This window comes from Flavobacterium flavigenum (genome assembly GCF_027111255.2).
GTDB classification, from domain to species: domain Bacteria; phylum Bacteroidota; class Bacteroidia; order Flavobacteriales; family Flavobacteriaceae; genus Flavobacterium; species Flavobacterium flavigenum.
Genome location: NZ_CP114285.2, coordinates 1,249,599 through 1,274,742, shown reverse-complemented (window position 1 = coordinate 1,274,742; position 25,144 = coordinate 1,249,599). Strand labels below are relative to the sequence as shown.

General features: G+C 34.7%; 15 protein-coding genes. 5 read left to right on the top strand and 10 right to left on the bottom strand.

The features are described from left to right. Window positions 1-76 precede the first annotated feature (76 nt). Together OZP09_RS04660 and OZP09_RS04655 are read left to right on the top strand one after the other, a co-directional pair. Window positions 77-5,383 (top strand): T9SS type A sorting domain-containing protein, encoded by a 5,307-nt coding sequence (locus tag OZP09_RS04660; RefSeq protein ID WP_269236762.1) that lies wholly within the window; start codon window positions 77-79, stop codon window positions 5,381-5,383. A gap of 304 nt (window positions 5,384-5,687) precedes the next feature. Then, a complete protein-coding gene (locus OZP09_RS04655; protein WP_269236761.1) occupies window positions 5,688-6,122 on the top strand; it encodes a PepSY-like domain-containing protein in 435 nt (144 codons plus the stop codon). Window positions 6,123-6,223: 101 nt separating this feature from the next. On the opposite strand, the gene OZP09_RS04650 is transcribed toward OZP09_RS04655, so the two are convergent. The 4 genes from OZP09_RS04650 to OZP09_RS04635 all read right to left on the bottom strand — a co-directional run bounded on the left by OZP09_RS04650 (window position 6,224) and on the right by OZP09_RS04635 (window position 9,614). Beyond that, complete coding sequence (locus OZP09_RS04650; protein WP_281310378.1) at window positions 6,224-7,240, bottom strand: M28 family peptidase; 1,017 nt, start codon at window positions 7,238-7,240, stop codon at window positions 6,224-6,226. Window positions 7,241-7,249: 9 nt separating this feature from the next. Further along, entirely contained in the window at window positions 7,250-8,221 is a 972-nt protein-coding gene (locus tag OZP09_RS04645) for a DUF3667 domain-containing protein (RefSeq protein WP_281310377.1), read from the bottom strand. A 33-nt stretch (window positions 8,222-8,254) separates the two neighbouring features. Continuing rightward, window positions 8,255-9,028, bottom strand: coding sequence for a dienelactone hydrolase family protein (locus OZP09_RS04640; protein WP_281310376.1), 774 nt, complete (start codon window positions 9,026-9,028; stop codon window positions 8,255-8,257). A gap of 133 nt (window positions 9,029-9,161) precedes the next feature. Beyond that, complete coding sequence (locus OZP09_RS04635) at window positions 9,162-9,614, bottom strand: Lrp/AsnC family transcriptional regulator (protein WP_223682820.1); 453 nt, start codon at window positions 9,612-9,614, stop codon at window positions 9,162-9,164. A 150-nt stretch (window positions 9,615-9,764) separates the two neighbouring features. Here OZP09_RS04635 and rocD point away from each other — a divergent pair, with 150 nt between their 5' ends. Together rocD and OZP09_RS04625 are read left to right on the top strand one after the other, a co-directional pair. Next, complete coding sequence (rocD, locus tag OZP09_RS04630) at window positions 9,765-11,018, top strand: ornithine--oxo-acid transaminase (RefSeq protein ID WP_281310375.1); 1,254 nt, start codon at window positions 9,765-9,767, stop codon at window positions 11,016-11,018. Between the two features lie 192 nt (window positions 11,019-11,210). Further along, a complete protein-coding gene (locus OZP09_RS04625; RefSeq protein ID WP_269236759.1) occupies window positions 11,211-11,663 on the top strand; it encodes a DUF1810 domain-containing protein in 453 nt (150 codons plus the stop codon). A gap of 78 nt (window positions 11,664-11,741) precedes the next feature. Here the strand turns inward: OZP09_RS04625 and OZP09_RS04620 are convergent, their stop codons facing one another. Beyond that, on the bottom strand, window positions 11,742-13,541 hold the full coding sequence (locus OZP09_RS04620) for a glycoside hydrolase family 15 protein (protein ID WP_269236758.1): 1,800 nt from the start codon (window positions 13,539-13,541) through the stop codon (window positions 11,742-11,744). Window positions 13,542-13,622: 81 nt separating this feature from the next. Between OZP09_RS04620 and OZP09_RS04615 the strand changes: the two genes are divergently transcribed. Continuing rightward, window positions 13,623-15,827: a bifunctional alpha,alpha-trehalose-phosphate synthase (UDP-forming)/trehalose-phosphatase gene (locus OZP09_RS04615; protein ID WP_281310374.1), complete on the top strand. Its 2,205-nt coding sequence runs from the start codon at window positions 13,623-13,625 to the stop codon at window positions 15,825-15,827. 111 nt (window positions 15,828-15,938) lie between these two features. Here OZP09_RS04615 and OZP09_RS04610 read toward each other — a convergent pair whose 3' ends face one another. The 5 genes from OZP09_RS04610 to OZP09_RS04590 form a co-directional block, all read right to left on the bottom strand. Continuing rightward, on the bottom strand, window positions 15,939-17,579 hold the full coding sequence (locus OZP09_RS04610; RefSeq protein WP_269236755.1) for an arylsulfatase: 1,641 nt from the start codon (window positions 17,577-17,579) through the stop codon (window positions 15,939-15,941). A 195-nt stretch (window positions 17,580-17,774) separates the two neighbouring features. Then, window positions 17,775-19,226 carry a RagB/SusD family nutrient uptake outer membrane protein gene (locus OZP09_RS04605; protein ID WP_269236754.1) on the bottom strand — a complete coding sequence of 484 codons (1,452 nt, stop codon included), beginning with the start codon at window positions 19,224-19,226 and terminating at the stop codon, window positions 17,775-17,777. 11 nt (window positions 19,227-19,237) lie between these two features. Beyond that, window positions 19,238-22,285: a SusC/RagA family TonB-linked outer membrane protein gene (locus tag OZP09_RS04600; protein ID WP_269236753.1), complete on the bottom strand. Its 3,048-nt coding sequence runs from the start codon at window positions 22,283-22,285 to the stop codon at window positions 19,238-19,240. 678 nt (window positions 22,286-22,963) lie between these two features. Then, window positions 22,964-24,226, bottom strand: coding sequence for a YeiH family protein (locus OZP09_RS04595; RefSeq protein WP_281310373.1), 1,263 nt, complete (start codon window positions 24,224-24,226; stop codon window positions 22,964-22,966). 199 nt (window positions 24,227-24,425) lie between these two features. Continuing rightward, window positions 24,426-25,142 carry a thioredoxin domain-containing protein gene (locus OZP09_RS04590; RefSeq protein WP_269236751.1) on the bottom strand — a complete coding sequence of 239 codons (717 nt, stop codon included), beginning with the start codon at window positions 25,140-25,142 and terminating at the stop codon, window positions 24,426-24,428. Window positions 25,143-25,144: the final 2 nt, after the last annotated feature.

The following is a 25,144-nucleotide window of genomic DNA, read 5'->3' as shown; positions in this document are numbered from 1 at the left end:
GAAACTAAGATTTATAAAGAATACTATTGAATACTAAAACTTAACCGTGGACTAAATGATAAAAAACAAACTCTTTATGACATTCTTTGCAATGTTATTTTTATGCTTTACAGTAAATGCCCAATACACCGCTATTCCTGATGCTAATTTTGAACAGGCTTTAATTAATCAGGGAATCGATTCCGGTATCAAAGATGGAAAAGTACTTACAAATAGGATTGCTAATCTAACCAGTTTAAATGTTGCGGGTAAAAATATCTCAGATTTAACAGGAATACAGGATTTTTTAGCGTTGAAAATTTTGAAATGCTCCGCAAACGCATTGACCACTTTGAATGTATCTAAAAATACAGCTTTAACGGAATTAGAATGCGATAGTAATCGGCTAAGCAGTTTAGATGTTACCCAAAATCTGACTTTGAATATACTGTTTACTTCTAAAAACTCGTTAACTTCTTTGGATGTGTCCAAAAATTTGGCTTTGACAGATTTTAATTGCAGTGAAAATCAGCTGTCAACAATTGATGTAACTAAAAATAAGGCTTTAAAAAGATTGTATTGCATTGTAAATAAATTTAATACTCCTCTGGATTTATCCCAAAATACGGCTTTAATCAATCTACAATGTGGAGGAAATTCATTTACCACTCTGGATGTAACCAAAAATACTGCTTTAGAAATACTCTATTGTGAATTAAATCAACTGACTGCTTTGGATGTTAGTCAAAATAAAGCTCTAACTACATTGAATTGTTATTTAAATCAATTGACCTCTTTGGATGTGACCAACAATCCGGTTTTAGGTTTTTTACAATGCAGAGAAAATAAATTAACCGTTTTGGATGTTAGCAAAAACCCTAATTTGTATTATTTGAGTTGCTTTTCTAATCAATTGACTTCTTTGGATGTAAGTAAAAATCCAAATCTAATATCCTTTTATTGCTATTCTAATAAACTAACGTCTTTAAATATTAAAAATGGGAACAATAGCGGGATAGCGACTTTCGATGGTAAAGATAACCCGGGACTCTCGTGTATCCAGGCTGATAATCTAACACCTCCAAATGCTGGCTGGATTAAAGATGCTGCTGCTAGTTATAGTGTTTTTTGTGCAGAAGCTGGATATACAGCAATTCCAGATCCTAATTTTGAACAGGCACTGATTGATTTGGGTTATGATATTACGCCACTGGATAAACAAGTACTTACTTCTAATATTGCAGGTGTTACAAATTTGGATGTATCAGCAAAAAATATCACAAATTTAGCTGGTATAGAAGATTTCGTGTCATTGAAAGTGTTGAATTGTTCCTCAAATAAACTGACCACTTTAAATCTTGATAAAAACACCTCTTTGACCTCTTTGTCTTGTAATAATAATCAACTCTCAACCTTAAATGTGAAAAACGGGAAGAACACCATTATAACATCTTTTGATGCTAGTGGCAATTCCAGCCTTAAGTGTATTCAGGCCGATAGCACAACTCCTCCTAATTCAGCATGGATAAAAGACGCCATCGCGAATTACAGCATAACTGGCTGTTACACTGCTATTCCGGATGTTAAATTTGAGAGAGTTTTAATTGGGTTAGGATACGATTCTGGCATTACAGACGGAAAAGTACTTACTGATAACATCATTCGTGTAACGAGTTTAGATGTTTTTAATAAAGGCATAGCAGACTTAACCGGGATACAGGATTTTATGGCTTTAAAAACTTTGGATTGTTCTTCTAACTTATTGTCATCTCTGAATGTTACCCAAAATTTAGCTCTGGCTAGTCTGAATTGTCGAGGAAATAAATTGACTGGTTTGGATGTGTCTAAAAATATTGCGTTAACTAATTTAATTTGTAATACTAATGAATTAACTGCTTTGGATGTAAGTAAAAATACCTCCCTGACTCAGTTGGTTTGCTGGTTAAATAAACTGACAATTCTGGATGTAAGCCAAAATACTGCTTTGAAAGAATTAAATTGTGGTTCAAATTTATTGACTTCTCTTGATGTAAGTAGAAATTTAGCCTTAAATATATTACATCCTTATGCAAATAAATTGAATAGTTTGGATGTTACCAAAAATACGGGGCTGACATCCTTGCAATGCAGCAGCAATAAATTGACAACTTTAGATATTAGTAAAAATAAGGATTTAAGTGTTTTGTATTGTTTCGATAATCAATTGACTAATTTGGATTTAAGTAATAATACAGCGCTTACAATATTACAATGCTATTCCAATCAGTTTACCACTTTAGATGTAAGCAAAAATACAGCTTTAGCAACTTTATGGTGCAATAGTAATCGAATGACTACTTTGGATGTTACTGCAAATATAGCTTTGAGTGATTTGACTTGTTATTCCAATCAATTGACCAGTTTGGATGTGAGCAGAAATAGCGCCCTGACTAATTTTATTTGCTACTCCAATCAATTGACCAGTTTGGATTTAAGTAAAAATACTGTTCTACAGAAATTGGATGCTTATTCAAATAAATTAACCTTTCTGAATATTAAAAACGGAAATAACACTAAAATAACCAATTTTGAAGTTGCCGGGAATCCAAAACTTACTTGCATACAAGCCGATAGTACCACTCCTCCGTATTCCGGATGGAGTAAAGATGCTACAGCAATATACAGTGTTACTGCTTGTCCGGCAATGGCTTATACCAATATACCTGATCCAAATTTTGAACAAGCCCTGATTAATTTAGGGCACGACTCTGGCAGTATTGATGGAAAAGTGCTTACTTCAAATATTGGCAGCTTAATTACTTTGAACGTTACAAGCCAAAATATCTCAAGTTTAACAGGTCTAAATGATTTTGTGGGTTTGAAAACTTTATATTGTGATAATAATAAACTCACAGATTTAGATATTAGTAAAAACCTTGCTTTGAATGAATTGAGGTGTTCTTCAAATCAATTGACTACTTTAGATGTAAGCAAAAATATCCTCTTAAACGATTTAATTTGCTCAAATAATAAATTAGCAGCTTTAAATGTAACACAGAATACCAATTTAAAAGAGTTGGTTTGCGATTTAAATCAATTAACGGCTTTGGATGTAACCAACAATACAGTTTTGAATTATTTGGCTTGCAGTACAAACAAAGTGACCTCTTTAGACGTAAGTAAAAATATAAGTCTAATAGAATTACAGTGTTCTGATAATAAATTGACTACTCTGGATGTAAGTAAAAATACCACTTTGACTTATTTATCCTGTTATAATAATCAATTAACCGTTTTAGATGCAGCCAAAAATAATGCTTTAACTGAACTTCATTGTAATTCTAATCGATTGATATCTTTAATTTTACCACGAAGCGCATCTTTGGTCCAATTGGATTGTAATAATAATAGATTATCTTCTTTAAATGTAGCTGAGAATCCCGCTCTGACATTTTTGACCTGTCATCATAATCAATTATCCACATTAGATGTAAGTAAAAATATAGCTTTGACTCATTTGGATAGCCAATCCAATAATTTTGTGAGTTTAAATGTGAAAAACGGCAAGAATAGCAAAATGATAACTTTTAATGCCATAAATAATCCAAATCTTACTTGTATTCAGGCTGACGGAACCACTGCTCCAAATACAGGCTGGAAAAAAGATGCTACAGCAAATTATAGTATTATCTCTTGTCCAATGCCTCAATATACATTGATTCCGGATACGAACTTTGAACAAGCTTTGATTTCGCTTGGTTACGATTTTGGTAGTGTTGACGGGAGAATACTTACTTCTGGCGTAGCCGGTATACTCAATTTAGATGTTACAGGTAAAAATATCTCAGATTTGACAGGAATACAAGATTTTGTGAAACTAAAAACACTCTATTGTTCACAAAATAAATTAACTGTTTTGGATCTTACCAAAAATATAGCTTTGACTTCTGTAGAATGCTCTTCAAATCAGTTAACTAATTTAAATGTATCACAAAATACAGCCTTGGCTAACTTATGGTGTGATTCCAATCAATTAACTTCTTTAGATTTAACTAAAAACATCTCGTTAAATCAGTTTGATTGCAGATTTAATAAATTGAAAGCTTTAGATTTAAGTAATAACACTGCCTTGGAAGGGAAGTTATACTGTAGCTATAATGAACTAGTTGAATTGAATATTAAAAATGGAAATAATAATAAAATACTTTATTTTGAAGTAACCAACAACCCTGATTTAACCTGTATTCAGGCAGACAGCATCAAAGAACCTGATGGATGGAACAAAGATGATACAGCAACTTATAGTACTGCCGCTTGTCCAGCAATAACATATACTGAAATTCCTGATATTAATTTTGAGCAGGCCTTGATTGATTTAGGACTCGACTCAGGAAGCATCAATGGCAAAATATTGACTTCGAAAATTGCGACCGTAACCAATCTGAATATTTCATCTAAAAAAATTTCTAGCTTAAAAGGGATACAGGATTTTGTGTCATTAAAAACTTTAGATTGTTCCGAGAATGAATTGACTGATTTGAACCTAACTCAAAATATCATGTTGGATACTTTGTATACTTATAAAAATCGTTTGATTGCTTTAAATTTGACAAAAAATACATCGTTAGCTAAATTGTATGCTTACGAAAATCAATTGACTGCTTTGGACCTAAGCAAAAATACAGCTTTAACTGAGTTAAATTGCAGTTCAAATCAATTAGCCTCCTTAGATCTTACAAGCAATACAGCTTTGGTTTATCTAGATTGTTCTTATAATCAATTAACCATTTTAGATGTAACATTAAATACGCTTTTGACTTACTTAGATTCTTCTCATAATAAATTAGGAGAAGCAAAAAAGAGTGCTAAAAATAAATTTTTAAATGATTCCGCTTTTGATATATCAAAAAATACGGATTTAATTTATTTAGATTGTTCGTTTAATCAATTAACCTCTTTAAATGCAACTAAAAGTGTGGATTTGAATTATTTAGATTGTTCTAATAATCAATTAATGACTTTAAACATTGATAATAAAAACAACAATAATATAAAGACGTTTGATGCCACAATAAACCCTAATCTTACCGTTATTCAAGCTGATAAAGATACTGCTCCAATTGGCAATAACTGGAAAAAAGACAATACTGCATATTACGTTGGCTCTTTGTCTAATCCTGATTTTGAAGACGATAAAAGTTTGGTATTGGTTTATCCAAACCCTACGTATGAAATGGTAAATGTTGAAATGAATCAGGAAATATCAGAGGTTATTGTGATGAATGTTACAGGTCAGCTGCTGAAGAGACAATTGGTTCATTCTGTACGAGCAAAAGTTGATTTATCGTTTTTGGGTGAAGGTACTTATATTATAAAAGTTATTTCTGCTAAACAATCCTCAGTCATAAAAGTAATTAAAAAATAAATTTAAAAACATTGTAAATTGAAGGCTGCCTAATTTGGTAGCCTTTCTTTTTTAAAATTAGTTTTTATATCGCTTTAGATTCACAGTATTAAAAGAATAAGAAGCCATTAAATAGCTCTAAAAAGCTGTTTTATTTTCGTCTTTTATAGTAGTGGCTTTTAATTGCTTTATCCCTTGGTTGTTTTGATTTTTGTTTTGGTATTCAATTTAAGCTGTTTATAAAAAATTAAAGGTTTCTTAAATTCGTTTGAATGTGTTTTTACTTATTGTAAATTAGAGAGTATGAAATTTTAATTAAGCAATTATGAAAACGAAAATAATTACAGTCGCATTATTACTTGGTTTTGCAGTATCGACTCACGCACAAAAGAAAATTGAACTTACTGAATTACCAAAGCCGGCACAGGAGTTTTTGAAAAAGTATTTCAGTAATACTGCAGTAGAAACAGTTAAAAAAGATGCTGAACATGGTGAAAAAGGATACGAAGTAAAACTGAAAGACGGTACCGAAGTAGAGTTTTGGAAAGACGGCGCTTATCGTGAAGTTGATGGTGGCGATAAACCTATCCCAACCTCATTTATCCCCAAAAACATAAAAGAGTATGTGGCAAAGCATTATCCAAATGAAAAAATTACCCATATAGATTACGGGCACAAAGACGTTGATGTAGATTTAACAAACAAAATTGATCTTGAATTTACGAAGGAAGGTAAATTTATTAGAGGAGATAAAGATTAATGTCGATTTTTTAAAATTGATACAAAACAAAAAAAGCTGTCTCAAAGGGCAGCTTTTTTGTTTATTCACTAAGAGAAAAACTTAGGAACTTAAATATAACCTTATTTTTTATCAACTATAGGTCTGTTTTCTCTATTGGCCAGTTCCCACGCAACAACAAAAGCTAATTTTGTTCTTTTTGTTAAAGCATCATATTCGATTTTTTCTGCTATATCGTCTTTGCCATGGTAATCTTCGTGAACGCCATTGAAGAAGAAAACGGCCGGAATACCGTGTTTCGCAAAATTATAATGGTCAGAACGCTCATAAAAACGGTTTGGGTCTTTAGGATCATTGAATTTAAAATCAAGATCCATTTTAATATATTTTTCATTTTGTGCCACCACAGCGTTATGCAGATCAGATGATAATCTGTCGGCTCCGATAACATAGACATAATTGTTTGTTTTAGCATGTTCTACATCACGGCGGCCAATCATGTCAATATTAATATCGGCAACTGTATTTGCTAAAGGAAACAATGGATTTTCAGAATAATAACGAGAACCATGCAATCCATGTTCTTCTCCGGTTACATGAAGAAATAAAATGGAACGTTTAGGTCCGTGTCCTTCTTTTTTAGCTTTTGCAAAAACCTTAGCCATTTCTAATAATGCTACTGTCCCGGAACCATCATCATCAGCGCCATTGTAAACTTCTCCGTTTTGAATACCCACATGGTCGTAGTGAGCTGAGATTACCAAAATTTCATCTGGTTTTTCTGAACCTTCAATGTATGCCCAGATGTTTTCTGAATCCGGTAAGTTTTCATTGTGTCTTGCATTTAAGTAAGATGCAGGAATATGCTGATAGTAATCTGTAGCACCTTTTGGAAAAGGAATTCCATTTTTTTTGTATTGCTCTATCATGTAAAGTCCAGCCTTCTTTTGTCCTTTCGAGCCGGTTTCACGGCCTTCCATTTCATCTGAAGCTATTCTGTAAAGCATTGTTTTTAAATTTGTTTCGGAAATTTTTTCAGTGTATTCAGAAGGATTGGAATTGTCCTTAAAGGTAATATTTTGAGTGTTTTTACATGAAAATGCAGAAACAATCAATAACAGAAATGCAATTTTTTTCATTATTCGTTTTTAATGTATGTTGATAAATGTATACAGAATATACAAGGTTAGCAAAAATAGAATAAAAAGAGAGTTTATAATGAATAACAATACACTTTTAACAAAAGAAACTATTCTTGATTCACCATAAAAACGATGATGAGCCGGATAAAAATAATAACACATCCAGATTGTTCCAACAATGCTGGTAATAGTGGAAATAATATTCAGGGGACTATCTTCACCAAAAAGACCGACAACACGGTCCATAATAAACATTACAAGGAAAATTAATAATAAAAAAGAAAAATAGTGAAGTGTAAAAATGCCATGATCAAAATAATACCATTTTTTTTTATTGTGAAAAAGCCATAAGAAAAAAGCAAAAAATGGCATAACGATAAATAAAATTTTAGGAAGATTATGAAAGAAAGATTCTGTAAATTTTGTAAAAATTTCTTTTTTGGTATATTTCTCACTGATGTGAATTGCTTTTTCAGCAAACCAGTAGCTGGTAGCATTCAGTTTTTCTTCTTCTTTTCCATATTTCGGAATAGAATCAATTTTCTTTATGTTTGAAAAATGGAAGTATTTATTATTTTCTTTTTTAATGTTTAATCCTTGTGTAGCTTTAGCTATTTCGTCATTTATTTCCTTTTCACTTTTATTACTGTTTTCGTTGACTTTAACAGGAAACATAGCAATTAATAAAAACGTAATGAAACTGATGAAAATATATAAACGAACCGGAGCCAAATAGGAAAGCCTTTTTCCCGACAGATACTCTTTGGTTAAAGTTGCCGGTTTGAAAAGCAGATTTCGTATCGTTTTCCAAAAGGCATTTTCGTAATGTGTCAGATCTTCAAAAAAGTGGATAAACAAATGATGAAATGTTTTTCTGCTTTCTGAGTTCTCTTGTCCACAATTGGGGCAAAACTTTTGTTCTACAACATGACGACAGTTAAGACAGGTTTTATCTTCTCTGATTTTATTATGTGACATCGGTTTTTGGTTTAGTTTTGGTTGGTTTGTCGGTTACTTTTTAAGTACCTCGTTCAGGAAAAGCAGTAAATGTTCAAAAGATCGTTTTGCAGCAACCGGATTGTAAGCAGCACCTTTAGAATTGTCATTTCCGGCTTCTGGATTTGTGAATGAATGTACAGAATTTGCATAATAGATCATTTGCCAGTCTGCTTTAGTGTCTCGCATTTCTTGTTGAAAAGCAGCTATTTCTTCTTTTGAAACAAATGGATCGTCTGCTCCATGACAAGCTAAAACTTTGGCAGTGATAGTTTCAGAAGGTCTGGCAGCATCTTTACCTAAACCGCCATGAAATGATACCACACCTTTTACATTTAATTTACCTCGGGCAGCTTCTAAAACTCCTGTTCCACCAAAACAATAGCCAATAGCCACAATATTATCCGCATTTGCACCTGATTTGATTAACTGATCTAAAGCCAGCTGAATACGTTTTTGGTACGCCTGATAATTATTTTTGTAAAAACCGGCTTGTTTTCCTGCTTCAGCAGTATTTTTAGGATAATTACCTTCGCCATAAATATCAGCTATAAAAACAGTATAGCCCAGCTTGGATAAATTTTCGGCAATTTCTTTTGAAGCATTGTCAATTCCAAGCCATGCTGGCAAAAGTAATATACCTGGATTCTGACTGCTTTTTTTTGTAGCTTTAACTGATAGTCCGTTTAAAACCTGATTTCCATCGCTGTATTTTACTGCTTTTAATTGTGCGTTAATAGTGTTGAAATACAAGGAAATAACTAAAATTAAGAATGTTGATTTTTTCATGATTTTGTACAATTTTAAACAAATATCTGAAATATAATCGTACAAAAAAATCTCAAAGCTTTTTTCTTTTGAGGTTTGTGTATAGGGATTAAATTATTGAAAACTAAAATTTTAAATTTAAAGATATATAACTTTAAAGTGTAATATTTCTTTTAAAAGCACATCCCAGTTCTACAATTGAATCGGTTTTGGCAATGCCTGAAATCCGGTCTATTTTTTCGTAAAGTACATTTCTCATATGTTCGTGGTTTTTAGCTATGATTTTGATGTAAAGTGTAAAAGATCCTGTAACATAATAGCATTCGGTGATTTCCGGAATAGTCTTTAAAGCTTCGATAATCCTTTCTGAATCCGAATCTTTATTGAGTGTTATTCCGGTAAAGGAAGCCCAGTCGTAACCAATTTTTTTTTCGTTAACCAAAGGTTTTATCCCTGAAATAATCCCTTGTTCTGTTAAACGATTCACACGCTGATGTACCATTGTATTTGAGATTTTCAGATTTGCTGCAATGGTAGAAAAAGCCATTCTGCCGTCTTTTTCAAGCTCTTTTATAATTCTGATGTCAAATTCGTCTAATGAATCCATTTTTATATTGTTTAAAATTAAAATTGACTTTTTTAATTTTTAAAGTTAATTAAATTGACTTTTTATTTGATATATAAAGTCAAAAGTAGTGTTTTTTGTTGTTGAATAATATAATATAATTATTTTTGTAAAAGTTATAAATACAAAATCATGGCACATACACAAGAAACTCTTTCCTCTAAATCAGAAGTTTTAATAGAGAAAGAAAACAAATACGGAGCTCATAATTATCATCCGCTTCCTGTAGTTTTAGACAGGGGGGAAGGTGTGTATGTCTGGGATGTGGACGGAAAGAAATATTATGATTTTTTATCCGCTTATTCTGCCGTAAACCAAGGACACTGTCATCCCAAAATTGTGGGGGCAATGGTAGAGCAGGCGCAAAAACTGACTTTAACTTCCCGTGCATTTTACAATGATAAATTAGGAAATTACGAAGAGTACGTAACCAATTATTTTGGTTTTGATAAAGTCCTGCCAATGAACACAGGTGCCGAAGCGGTAGAAACAGCTTTGAAATTGTGCAGAAAATGGGCTTATGAAGTAAAAGGAATCCATGAAAACCTGGCACAGATTATTGTTTGCGAGAATAATTTTCACGGAAGAACTACCACCATCATTTCATTTTCGAATGATGAAAGTGCCCGCAAGAGTTTCGGCCCTTTTACAGAAGGTTTTGTAAAAATTGAATATGATAATCTACAGGCTTTAGAAAAAGCATTGGAATCATCAAAAAATATTGCCGGCTTCCTGGTAGAACCTATTCAGGGAGAAGCGGGAGTTTATGTTCCGTCTGAAGGTTATTTAGCGAAAGCAAAAGCCCTTTGCGAAAAACATAATGTGTTGTTTATTGCAGATGAGGTTCAGACCGGAATTGCGCGTACCGGAAAACTTTTAGCGGTTCATCACGAAAATGTTCAGCCTGATATTTTGATTTTAGGAAAAGCAATTTCAGGAGGGGTTTATCCTGTCTCTGCGGTTTTAGCAAATAACGAAATTATGAACGTAATCAAACCGGGACAGCACGGATCTACTTTTGGCGGAAATCCTGTTGCGGCTGCTGTTGCAATTGCTGCCCTTGAAGTGGTAAAAGAAGAAAAACTGGCTGAAAATGCTGAACGTCTGGGAATTATTTTGCGAAAAGGTTTAAACGAAATTGCTAAAAGTAATAATTTAATTACACTGGTTCGCGGAAAAGGTTTACTAAATGCGATTGTAATTAATACTGATGAAGAATCGGATCTGGCCTGGGAAATCTGCCTGAAATTCAGGGATAACGGATTATTGGCAAAACCAACTCACGGAAACAAAATTCGTCTGGCTCCGCCTTTGGTTATTACTGAAGATCAAATTAAGGAATGCCTTTCTATTATTGAAAAATCGTTGAATTATTTCAAAAATTAAAATTCTTTTAATTGTATATTTTTTCGAAACAGCTGCATTACTTGTTTTTGCAGCTGTTTTGGTTTTTATAAATTGAAATTATATAATGTGACTTTAATAATTATATAAAACTGTAAGCCGGGAAGCTGAGTAGTTTTGGAGGACTTTATAAACAAACCTAAAAAATTGTTTAACCTTATAAATTATTTCAGAATGGCTTACGCAAATAATGATTTAACACGCTTTTTAGATGCACAGAACAAACTTTATCTTACTGCTTACTCCGAATTAAAAAAAGGGAAGAAAGAAACGCACTGGATGTGGTTTATTTTTCCTCAGTTGAAAGGCTTGGGAAAAAGCACGATAGCAAAGTATTATGCACTTGCAGATCTTAAAGAAGCAGAAGATTTTTTAAATCATCCTGTCTTAGCGAAACATTTAATTGAAATTTGTAAAGTTTTATTAGAGTATAAAGCAAAATCGATTGAGGCTATTCTGGGAGAATTAGATGCGAGAAAGCTTCGTTCTTCAATGACACTTTTTTCTCAGGCAGAAAATGCAGATCCTGTATTTCAGGAAATACTGGATATTTTTTTCTTAGGGTATTCAGATCCGCTTACGTTAGCAAAAATAGCTGCACCATTAGAAATTGCTATGGCATCTTAAATTTCACTTTCTTTCTAGTTATATAAATCAAAAGCGATTGTCCTGAGACAATCGCTTTTGTTGTAATTGCTTAAAAAATTATCGTATCGCATCAAGCACTACCTCTTCATGAGTAATATTAGAAAGATTGATAGCTGTTTCTATAAGGGCTAAATGCGAATATGCCTGAGGGAAATTCCCTAAAAGTCGTTTGGTTTCAAAATCGATATCTTCACTGAATAATCCTAAATGATTACTGTAAGATAGTAATTTTTCGAAAAGTTTTTCCGCTTTCTTTTCTTCTCCAATTTTGTACAAGCTGTTAATGAACCAAAAAGTACAAATCGTAAAAGAAGAAGACGGAAGACCAAAATCGTCCTTGTTTTTATAACGGTATAAAAGTCCGTTATTGCTTAAATCACGCTCAATTGCTTTAACTGTTGCCACATATTTTGGGTCCATAGCTTCAATAAAACCGTAACTTTCCATTAACAGTACTGAAGTATCAAGGTCATTAGAGCCATAGGATTGTGTAAAAGCCTGTACCGATTCATTCCAGGCATTTTCCATGATGTCATTTTTTATGGCAGCAGCCAAAGGTTCCCATTTTTCTGCTTTGTGTTTTTTGCCTAATATTCTGGCAACTTTGATGGCTCTGTCTATGGCTGTCCAGCATAATATTTTAGAGAATGTAAAATGTCTTTCCTCGGTTCTGAATTCCCAGATTCCTTTGTCAGGCTCCTGCCAGTGCTTATTTACAACCCAAACGATTCCTTTGGTTATGTTCCAGAGTTCTTCGCCGTTTTCAGTATCATTACTAAAAGAGATGAGCTGCTGGTAAATCACATCCATCAAAATACCATAAATATCATTCTGACGCTGAGAATACGCTGCGTTACCAATTCTTACCGGCTTGCTGCCCATGTATCCGCTGAGATGATCGAGTGTTTCTTCGGTCAGTTTTTTCTCTTTATTGATGCCATACATGATTTGCAGTTTCTCATCTTTATTAGGAACTAAATCAATAATGAACTGCAGGTAATCTTTAGCCAGTTTTTTATGACCAAGTTCAGAAATCACTTTCACTACCATCGAAGCATCCCTAATCCAGCAGAATCTGTAATCCCAGTTTCGCACTTCGCCAATAGTTTCCGGCAGTGAAGTTGTGGCAGCAGCCAAAACAGCGCCTGTTTTTTCATAACTGAGTAATTTTAGCGTAATGGCACTACGGGCAATCTGCTCATTGTATTTTTTGTATTCAGTTGTTTTATCGCTCCAGCTAAGCCAGTAGGTTTTGGTTCGTTCAAACTCCAAATTTATTTTTGTGAGCGTTGGAATAAAAATTTTCTCATTATAAGCCATTAGCAGATAACTGTCACCTTTAAGTGTGATTTCGTTTCCGTTGGCAATACTTTCCAAATCTAAATTGCTGTACAGGAAAAGTGAATCGAATTTTATTGTACCGGTAAGGCTGACAATATGGTGTTCTTTAACATAGCTGCTTGTCACACCTGATGCATAATCCAGACGGGGATCATAAATTATCCTGAATGAAGGATTTCCTGATAGCTTTTTAAAATACCGGATAATTTCCGGAGGCGCCATATATCCTCCTTTTTCTTTTCGGTATCGCGGCATGAAATCGTTAATTTCAAAAGCATCTGTACCATTAAAAAAGGTTGTTACTACTATACTTGTGTTCGGTATATATTTTTGGGTAATTGTATAATCATCAGTCACCTGTATTTCAAAACTTCCGCCAATTTCCTGATCTAATATTTTTGCAAATACTGATGCAGAATCAAATTCTGGAAGGCAGCACCATTCGATAGCTCCTTTATCCGAAACCAATGCAGCACTGCGACAATTACCAATTATACCATAGTTTAAATTCTTCATAAAGTCATCTTTTAGTTAGGTAAAAGGGTATTAATTATTTAAATTTACTAAAACGATGTTATTAATCCAAACCATTTTTTGATGAATAAAACAATTATAGTTTCCAATCGCCTTCCTGTAGACCTTAAATTTGATGACGAAAAGTTAGTAGTAAAATCAAGTGTAGGGGGACTTGCGACCGGAATGAAATCAGTTCACTCTGAAGGAAACGGAATCTGGATAGGCTGGTCTGGACTTACAGATGAACAAATTGAACCAGAAAGGAAAAATGAAGTTGAAATTGCATTGGCAAAAGAAAAATGCATCAGTGTTCCCCTGACAGTGTACGATATTGAGAACTATTATTATGGCTTTAGCAATACCGCGTTGTGGCCTCTTTTTCATTATTTTCAGGCATATACAGAATTTGAAATTACACATTGGGAATCTTATAAGCAGGTCAATCAGAAGTTTGCCGATGTTATCCTCCAAAATGTAAACGAAGGAGATACTGTATGGATTCATGATTATCAGCTGTTACTGGTTCCTGAACTACTAAGGCAGAAAATGCCAAACCTTACCATTGGTTTTTTTCTTCATATTCCGTATCCGTCATTTGAACTTTTCAGGACTTGTCCGTGGCGCGATGAATTGTTATACGGTATGCTTGGTGCCGATCTTATTGGTTTTCATACCTATGATTATGTTCGGCATTTTATCAGTTCGACATCCAGGATTGCCGGACTTGAAATTCGATTTAATGAAATATTTTACAAAGACAGAATTGTAAAAGTAGATTCTTTTCCTATGGGAATTGATTATGACAAGTACTTTAATTCGGCTCTTGAACATGCAGCTCGTCCGGATGCCAATAAGTCTGATCTGATGCATAGTCTCGAACTGCATAATATGTCTTTTTCTGAAAGTAAACTTATTTTGTCAATCGACAGAATGGATTATACAAAAGGAATTCCAAGCAGAATAAAATCATTTGAATATTTCCTGAACAAATATCCTGAGTATAAGGGAAAAGTACGTCTGGTAATGCTTTCTGTTCCCTCAAGGGAGAATGTTCCGCAATACCAGCGTTTAAAGCGGGAAACAGACGAATTAGTGGGCAGGATAAACGGACAGCTTGCAACGGTAAACTGGACACCGATCTGGTATTTTTACAGGTCAATGCCCTTTGATGATCTCATTGATTTATATGTTGCTGCTGATGTAGCACTTATTACGCCAACAAGGGACGGAATGAATCTTGTAGCCAAAGAGTATATAGCAACAAAAACACAAGGAAAAGGCGTACTTGTTTTAAGCGAAATGGCCGGTGCTGCTAAAGAAATGTATGAGGCACTTTTAGTAAACCCCAATAATTTTGAGCAGATTGCCGATACGCTGAAATATGCTCTTGAAATGCCTGAAGCCGAACAAAAATCGAGACTGGAAACCTTGCAGAAAAGAGTGTCACGCTATAATGTAGAAAAATGGGCCGACTCATTTCTGAATGCTCTTGAATTGACTAAAACTTCACCCCCTGTCACCATTACCAAAAAAATGAATCCTGAAATACTTCACGATATTTCACTGGATTATAAGAATTCCGGGAAAAGACTGCTTTTACTGGATTATGACGGAACACTGGTAGGATTTAAGAATATACCCGGAGAGGCAAGTCCAGATGATGAATTATATGCCCTTCTGGACAATATTGCAGCAGATGAAAATACAGAAATTGCCATAATCAGTGGACGTGACCGTAAAACACTCGAAAGCTGGTTTGGACATAAAAACTATACTTTAATAACGGATCATGGAGTATGGCTTAGAAAAAAAGAAAAAGAATGGATAAGCCTGGAACATATTAAAACAGAATGGAAAGAAAATATCCGGCCTATTATTGAAAGTTTTACAGATAGTACTCCAGGTACTTTTATTGAAGAAAAAAACTATTCTCTAGCCTGGCATTACAGAAGAGCGGATGCAGATCTTGCGAATTTGAGAACCATGGAACTCAAGCATGTCCTGACAAGCCTTTTGGCTAATAATTCACTTTCAGTGCTCGAAGGGAATAAAGTACTCGAAGTAAAGAGCAGTAATGTAAATAAAGGACGTGCAGCAGGAAGATTGGTAACTGAGGGTAATTATGATTTTATTTTAGCCATTGGAGATGACTGGACTGACGAATTCATGTTTCAGGAATTGCTGGATAGTGCTTACACGATAAAGGTTGGAAATACAAAAACAGCAGCAAGGTATTTTGTCAATGATATCGCTGAGGTTCGGCAAATTTTACAACATATTAAGTAAGATGCCATTTAAGATTTGAAGAAAAGCGAAACCCAGTATTTACAAACACAAAAGGCGATTGAATCAACAATCGCCTTTTATTTATAATGGCATAAAATATCAAAAACGCCATTACTTTTTAGCCGCTGCACCCGGAATAAGCTCATTTTTTTGTTTGAATTTGCTGTATTCCACCACGCCGGTTTTGTCTGCCCAGTCAAAATATTTAGCTGATAGTTCGTTTACAATACCCGGATTTTGCTGTGCTACATCCTTAGTTTCACCTCTGTCGTTTTCCAGATTGTAAAGTTCCCATTGGTAAGAAGGGTAGATAGAAACCAGTTTCCATTTTCCATCTCTTACGGCCCTGTTTCCGGCTCTTTCCCAGAATATCGGAGCACCACGGTTTACCTCAGATGCACCATCAATTAAAACAGGCAGTAAACTTTTTCCAGGTAAAGGATTAGACGTTACGCCATTCAGTTCTTTTGGATACTGAATTCCTGCTAAATCATAAAAAGTAGGGGCAAGGTCAATTAAATGCCCGGTTCCTTTATCAATTCTTCCTGCTTTGATTTTGGATGGAAACCAGGCAATAAATGGAGAACTAAAACCACCTTCGTGCATATTGTTTTTATAATCCTGTAATGGCGTATTCGACAAATAAGCCCAGTTTTGTTCCTGATAATCGAAAGAACCTGAAGTTCCAATTGGCCCGTCATTTTTCACTAATCCTCTTCTTAACGGATTGTAGGTATTGAAACCGCCCTGAGCACCATTATCAGATATGAAAATAATCAAAGTATTTTTGTCTTTTTTCAGGGCTTTTAATTTGTCTAAAACTTTACCCACATTCTGGTCCATATTGTCTACCATTGCAGCGTAGACTTCCATTTTAGCTTTCCAGAATTGTTTTTCGTCGTAGGTTAATTTGTTCCATTCTGGTACTTCAGGATCTCTTGGAGCAATGGTTTGGTCTGCTAATAAAATACCGTTTTCTTTCAGTTTTTTGATTCTTTTTTCTCTTAGAACATCCCAGCCTTCATCAAATTTTCCACGGTATTTAGCAATGTCAACCGGTTTTGCCTGTAATGGCCAGTGGGGAGCTGTAAAAGCTAAATATAAAAAGAAAGGTTTGTTTTCTTTATTTTGTTCATCCAAAAACTGAACAGCATTGTTCCCGATTTCATCTGTAAAATAATAAGAATCCGCTTTAGGATGCAGTTCTTCATTATTACGAATCAAAGCTACAGGATAAGGCGTTTTTCCAAAAGGCAATCCATCCGTATTAAAATAATTAGAAGCACCTTTTAAGATTCCGTAAAACTTATCAAAACCTCTTTGGTTTGGCCATTGCGCTTTGTCTTCAGAACCTACGTGCCATTTTCCGGACATTAAAGTGCTGTAACCTCCTGAACGGAAAACTTCTCCTAAAGTTAAAGATTCTTTGTTCAGATAACCCTGATATGCCGGTAATCCTAAGTTTACATCAAAATAACCAACACCCGCTTTGTGCTGATACTGCCCTGTTAAAAGTGAAGCTCTTGTTGGTGCACAAATCGAGTTATTGTAAAATTCGCGAAGGCGTGTTCCTTCGGTTGCTAATCTGTCCAGGTTTGGAGTTTTTATTTCTGATCCATAATTTCCCAGGTCAGAATAACCCATATCATCCACCATGATCAGGATTACGTTTGGTTTTGCCGAATTGGTTTGTGCATTGGCTCGATAATTACCAATTATTCCTGTCAATAGAACAGAAAATAAAATATTCATTTTTTTATTCATTTTATTATAATTACTGTTAGTATTTATTTAACTCTAGAAATTTTTAACACATAGAAACATAGATTTGTAAGCCTAAAAGGCGTTTCACTTATTCAAAAAACACATAGCTATGTGTTGAGAAACTTGTTTCTTTTTTATATCCTTTTCAATAAAAGAAAGCCTATGTTTTTCTATGTGTTAAAATTATTTATCTCTCCACGCCGGAACCTGTTTCAAATTTTTATTCAGATCCAGTTCTCTTTGCGGAATTGGGAAATGAACATGTTTTGGCTGTGCATTCGTTTTACCCGCTGCTTTTAATTTGGCAACAAAATAATCAGGACCTCTTCTTGCCAGGTCAAACCAGCGCTGGTATTCGTACACCAGTTCTTTTCTTCTTTCTTCAAAAACGGCTTCCCTAAAATCATCCTGACTGATGGAAGGAGAAGTAACCGACAGTAAATCAATTCCGGCTCTTTCCCTAACACGGTCGATTCCTGCAAAGGCTTCTGTTGTTGGTCCGTTAAGTTCATTTAATGCTTCTGAATTGATTAGCAAAATTTCTGCAAATCGAATAATAGGTGTATTTTTTGAAGACTGCCCTGGTGAAGCAGGAGTTGCAGGATCAAAATATTTGTTGAAATGCGGACTTACTTTGTATGTTTTTCCATCTGTCGGACTCACAAATTCTACAGCAAACGTGATGTATTTTCGTTTGTCATTTTCGGCGAAAGCCTGAAACAAACCTCCGGCAGTATGTAGTGCATCCGCCTGATCTCCTGCAATTCCGGGAACGGAGGTAGGAGCAGCAGTAGAAGCCAACATGTTTCCGTTCCAGTTGGTAAGACCTTTAAACTGTGCCGAAAATATATGCTCTTTGCCGTTTTTGGTGGCCACATTAAACACATCAGCAAAATTTTCAAATAAATCATACACCTTGCTGTCAATAACTTCCTGGCTTTTATCAGCCGCTTTTTGCCATTTTTTTTGCGTCAGATAGACTTTCGACAATAAACTTTTGGCAGCTCCCGAAGTGATTCTTCCTTTAATTGGCTGTACAACCGGTAAAGCTTCAGCATCAAGTAAATCGGTTTCTATCTGTGCATAAACATCAGCTTCCGGGCTGTTGGGAGGATTTATTGCTTCCGGAGTAAGTGAAGTAGTTTCGTGTAAAACCAACGGCACATCTCCAAACCATCTCACAATATTGAAATATAAAACGGCTCTTAAAAACTTCGCTTCATTGATTAAATCCTTGTCCTTTTGTGAATTTAAATTCGGATTTTTAGCAATGTTATCAATGGCGACATTCGCTCTGTTTATTCCGTCATAACTTTGACGCCAGATTTCCAGCATACGGTCATTTGAGGCATCATGAGTTAAATTTGATAAGGCTCTAACATGCGCATTTCTGGCTCTTGGACCTGCTTCATAATCATCCGTTGCCATTTCGGTTGAGATTTGAATGAGTCGATTGTAAAGCGTGTGTGTGCTGCTGTTGATGGCATTGTAAATGGATAGTACGGCCGCATCAGCATCTTCTGTTGTATTGTAAAAATTACCTGAACCGATAAAAGCTTTCGGATTTTCATCCAAAGGATTACAAGCACTAATGATAAAAAGAAGTGATAAACTATATAGAATTGTCTTTTTCATGATTGTCTTTTTTAAAATGTTACGGTTAAACCACCCGAAATTGTTTTGGATGCAGGATAAATTCCGGTATCTGTTCCTGGAGAAATAGTGGTTCCGTTGGTTACCTCAGGATCGAATCCTGTGTATTTGGTAAATGTGAAAAGGTTCTCTCCCACAACTCTGAATTTCACAGAAGTCAGAAGCAGTTTTTCTGCCGTTTTTTTAGGTAAATTGTAGCTGAATGTGATATTCTTGATTCTCACAAAAGAACCGTCTTCCACAAATCGGTTTGAAAAAACGGGAGCCGGATCCAGTTTAGCACGGGGCGTTGTTGTACTTGGATTTGTTGGCGTCCAGGCATCCAAAGCACTTGTAGAAGCATTTTGCTGACCATTGTATAATTCTAAAGCCTGAGCATTTCCGTTCAGGATTTTATTTCCAACAGATCCATTGATAAGTGCTGATAATTCAAAACCTCTGTAGCTAAAATTATTGGTGAAGCCAAAGATAAAATCAGGCTGTGCATCGCCAATGCTGGTTCTGTCAGCAGCGGTTGTAAAAGCACCGTCTCCATTAATATCTTTGTACAAACGATCACCTGCTTTAGGAGTTGTATTTCCTGTAAAAACCCCTTTTGTGGCAACATCTGCGGTCTGCAATATTCCGTCGGTTACAGCACCGTAAAAAGTTCCCAATGATTCTCCTTTTTTCAGGATATAATTTCCGAAAGTGTAGAATTCGGCGTCATTTCCCAAAGCAATAATTTTATTGCTGTTGAATGAGATATTAAAATTCGAAGTCCATGAAAATGCTGTATTTCCAAGAGCTGTATTGATTCCTAACTCAATTCCCTGATTTTGTACCGTACCAAAGTTTTGCAAAGAAGACGTAAATCCGGTGGTGTACGGAATCTGAACAGCCAACAGTAAATCTTTCGTTGTCTTGCGGTAAACATCTACCGTCAGGTTTAATTTATCATCAAAAAAACCTAAGTCAACACCGGCATCAAACTGATTGGTCAGTTCCCATCCTAAATCGTCATTTGAGATTCTCGTTGGTGTAAAACCGGTATAAATCTGATCTCCGAAAAGGTATTTTACACTGCTTAATGTCGAAAGTGACTGGTATTCCCCAATTTCCTGATTACCTGTAGCGCCATAACTGCTTCTGATTTTTAAGCTGTTAATGACATCTTTTAGAGGAGAAAAGAAATCTTCGTTGCTTATTTGCCATGCCGCAGCGAAAGAAGGGAAGTAACCCCATTTGTTGTTTTTTCCAAATCTGGAAGAACCATCGGCTCTTAAACTTGCTGTTAAGAAATATTTTGAATCGTAATTGTAATTTACCCTTGATAAATACGAGTTCAAAGCCCAGGTACTTTCTCCGGAAGTAGGCATTAATGCCACATTTCCACTTTGCAGACTGTAATAATAGGTTACATCGTTTACAAACTGCTGTGATCCTGCCGTCACAAATTCCCTTGTAGAATTTTGCTGTGTATAACCTGCCAGAATGTTCAGACTGTGTTTTTCTGCAAAAATTTTAGAGTAGGTCAATGTGTTTTCGTTTAACCATGTTTTAGAATCTGCTGTACCGATTTTTCCTTCTCCATTAGTAATCAAACCTTCATAAATAGAGGATGGCAGATAACTTTTCTCCTTGTTGAAAATAAGGTCGGTTCCAAAAGATACTTTGAAAACCAAATTCTTCAAAATATCATATTCACCATAAATAGTCCCGAGGATACGATCTGTAATCGCTTCGTTTTTGCGTTCGTTTAAAGTTGCAATCGGGTTTGCGAATATGTTTTCAAAAGGATTACGTAAAGTGTAGCTACCATCCGGTTCATAAATAGTCGCAGTAGGAGGCATGCTCAATAAAGAAGTGATTAAACCTGCAGGAGCAACTTTTGATTTCGTTTCTGCAATAGTAAGATTCAGTCCAAATCTTGCTTTGCTGCTTATTTTTGAAGTTAAATTAACTCTTCCGCTTAGCCTTTCAAAACCGGTGTTTTTTATAATTCCTTCCTGATTGTAGTAATTTCCGGAAACAGCGTATTTGGTTTGGTTATTACCACCAGAAATACTCAGCTGATGGTTTTGTACAAGTCCTTTTTGAAAAGCTTCTTCCTGCCAGTCAACACCTTTGCCTAATGCGGCAATTTGTGCATCGGTTAAATATTGGTTTGGTCCCAAAGCAGGATTTGTATCGTAAAGAGCAGCATTTCTAAGTCGGGCGAAACCTTTTGCATCCAGAACATCCACTTTATTGCGGACTTCCTGCTGACCAATCGTAAAATCATAATTTACTGTCATGGCACTGGCAGATCCTTTTTTGGTAGTAATAATAACGACACCATTGGCACCTCTTGATCCGTAGATAGCTGTAGAAGAAGCATCTTTTAAAACCGTAATAGATTCAATATCTGCCGGATTTATGGAAGATAAAGGATTGGTTGGTGTACCGCTCAAAACTCCGGCTGTAAAATCGGAATTGTAAAGCGGAAAACCGTCCACTACATAAAGAGGTTCATTTCCTCCCTGTATTGAACTTCCTCCACGAATTCGGATACTTAAACTGGCACCCGGCTGACCTGAAGTTTGTGTAACATTTACACCCGCCACAGAACCCTGAAGCGAACTCTCGAGTGTTCTTTGCGTTGCTTTTAATGCTGTGGAAGAAACGGTTTCGGCAGCACCTGTATAATCTTTTTTGGTCGTGCTTCCATATCCGATAATTACCAGTTCGTCAAGTTCCTTGCGGTCTTCTTTTAACGAAATCTGAACAAAATCGGTATTTGCAGTGTGTTCTGCAGTCACATAACCAATATAACTTACGATCAGTATGTATGGGAATTTCTGACCGGTCTGGAAATAGAATTTTCCGTCTAAATCGGTTACTGCTGTGTGGGTGGTACCTTTAATTTGAATATTAACTCCCGGAATTGGCTGATTGGTAACCTGATCAATAACAGTTCCGTTCAATGTAGAGTTGATTGTTGCTTGTGTATTTTGGGCATTAATTCCGACTGAAATCAATAAAATGCTAATCCAAAAAAGGATGTTGATATTTTTTTTCATTACGTTGTTTAGGTAATTATACAAGGAGCCCTGAAAGTTTGTTTTAAACTCTCTGTAGTCCTTTCATTTAGCGATAAATTTTCTTTAATCCTGATATTTCCGTTGCCGCAGAAATATTTTGGTTTTAGCAGTTGCAGTTCATTTTTTTCATATTATTGAGTTTAAAATTTGTTTTTGAATATATTTAAATATGCTTTTTGCCCATAATTGAAGCAAAATGCGTGGTATTTACATTAAATTTTTTGATGAGGTAATGATTCGCCTGAAATCAATTATAAAAAAAAGTAATTGGCAGACGTAATCGTGAAGATTTAGCAACAGCCACACATACAAGAAGAAGTCTTATAAATGTAATTTTCAATAAGAATGTAATGGGTTGTGCTACCTGTTGTTTTCAAAATATTATTTTTTTTTTGATAAAATTTATAACTCTACTAATCCTATAGACAAAGTTAAATTTAATATAATGATATCCAAAAGTTTTTTTAATTTTTTTTGAAGTGGGGGGAAAGAATTGAGTAGTAGAAATATAAAAGTTGTTTTTAAGTTATTGATTTTTAAGTATTTTTAAAAATAAACAAGAGCGTCAAATACCAATTTAGGTATTAGACACTCTTGTTTTATGTAGTTTTAAAACTACTATTACATCATTGAAAAGGAAATTTTTATAGTTCTTAATTATTTTCCAAACAATAAAAAAGCAATAATCAGGGTAATAACCACATTAAAAAACTGCGCAATCAAAAATGCATACAATGGTTTTTTACTGTTGTTACTGAATAAATCCTTAAAGTTGGTTTCTAAACCGATACTGGTAAAAGCTAGGGCAAACCAAATTCCCTGTATATTTTTCAGACTGTCTTTTACAGTATCTCTTGTTTCAGAAGTCAGTAAGAATGAAAAGACTAAAGAGGCGAATATAAATCCAAGTACAAACTTTGGAAAACGTTCCCAGATTACACTTAAAGTTGGTTTTGAAGCCATAGCTTCTTCCGATTTATTATGAGTGTATGTCCAATAAACTGAGATTGCGAAAGCGGCCAGTCCCAATAAAACATTTTGAGAGAATTTGACAATGGTACTGATTTTCAAAGCTGTTTCTCCAACCAGTGTTCCAGATGCCACAACAGCTCCGGATGTATCGATACTTCCTCCGAGCCAGGCTCCAGTTACTTCTTCTGGAAAATTAAAATATTTTGCAATTATGGGCATGAAAATCATCATCGGAATGGCGGTTACCAATACCATCGAAATCACATACGACAGTTTTTTCGAATCGCCTTTAATCGCTCCCGATGTTGCAATAGCAGCCGAAACCCCGCAAATAGAAACCGCACTTGAAATCATCATGGTGAGTTCATCATCGACTTTTAGTTTTTTACAAAGCCAGAAAGCAAAATACCAAACTGATAATACAACAACTAAAGCCTGAATCAATCCTAAAGAACCTGCTTTTAAAATATCTGAAAAAATGACGCTGGTTCCTAATAAAACCAATCCGATTTTTACAAAAACTTCTGTAGAAAGCGCTGAGCGAAACCATTCCGGAAGTTTGAAAAAATTACCAATTGCCAGACCAATGATCAAACTAAAAATTACGGCTTCTAAATTGAGTCCTTTTATAAAAGTATTTCCTGCTATAATCAAAGCTAAAACAGTTAACAGATAAACGATTGGGAAACCCAACAAAAAGTTTTTTACAGATTTGCCAATTAAAAAAGCAGCCATAGTTCCGATAACAAGCAGATAAATAAACTGAATCAGCAGCACTTGCAGATTTCCGGCAGCAAATACTTCTGTCAATAAATCGGATCCGTCTGACCACTTGAATACCGGGACTTCAGGAAGAAATACAAACAGTGAAATGCCGATGATTAAGAACCCTAATAATACGACTGTCCAGTCTTCATGAAGGTTAAGTTGTTTTGTTTTAATAAGCATTGGTTGTTTTTTTTACAGGTGTTTTGGTTTGTATTAAAAATTATGGATAAACATAATAGGCTTGACAGATTATTTTAGCTAAAACTCATAAAGATATCAAATTTAAATACCATATTTCTAGTGCATTAAAGAGTAAAATATATTTGCTTTTTTATGAGAAGACGGATTTAGATTACACTAAAAACGTATAACGATTTAATTATTTTTGTGCCAAAGCTACATCTACCTCTTTTTTCAAATCGGCTGTACCTTCTTTTTTGAAAACTATTTTACCGTTTTTATATAAAATCAAGGTTGGAAAAACTTTTATTATTTTCAAGTCGGCTATGAATTGCGGATTATCTTCAAGATCAATTTCTATCACTTTCAGATTCGTACCATATTGGGCTTTGATAGTTTCCAGAACTGGTTTAACTTTTTTACAGGCACCACAATAAATGGATCCAATATCTACCAAAACATCTTTATTTTCAGCGATGATTGTATTGTATTCTGCCAATGTTAATTTACTTTTTGAATTAGCATAAAATGGTTTTCCGTTGCCAATCCAGTTTGCAATTCCACCCTCTAAACTATAAGCTTCCTTAAAACCTTTCTTTAACAGATCATCAGCAAGCCAGACACTTCTTCCTGCTCCGATAGAATAAGTGAAAACGGGCCTTGTTTTATCTAATTTTGCAATCTGCTGAGCATAATCTTTAGATTCCAGATTAAAATTTACCGCTCCGTTAATATGGTTTAAAGCAAATTCTTCCGGACCTCTGGCATCAATAATTTGTGGTTTTTTTTCAGCCTGAATTTTACTGTAATAGACATCTAATGATACTGTATTGGAGCTTTTATTTTGGCAAAAGCCAATAATTGTTACAAAAAGAGTTACGACAGAGATACTGTTTTTTAATATTTTATTTTTCATGA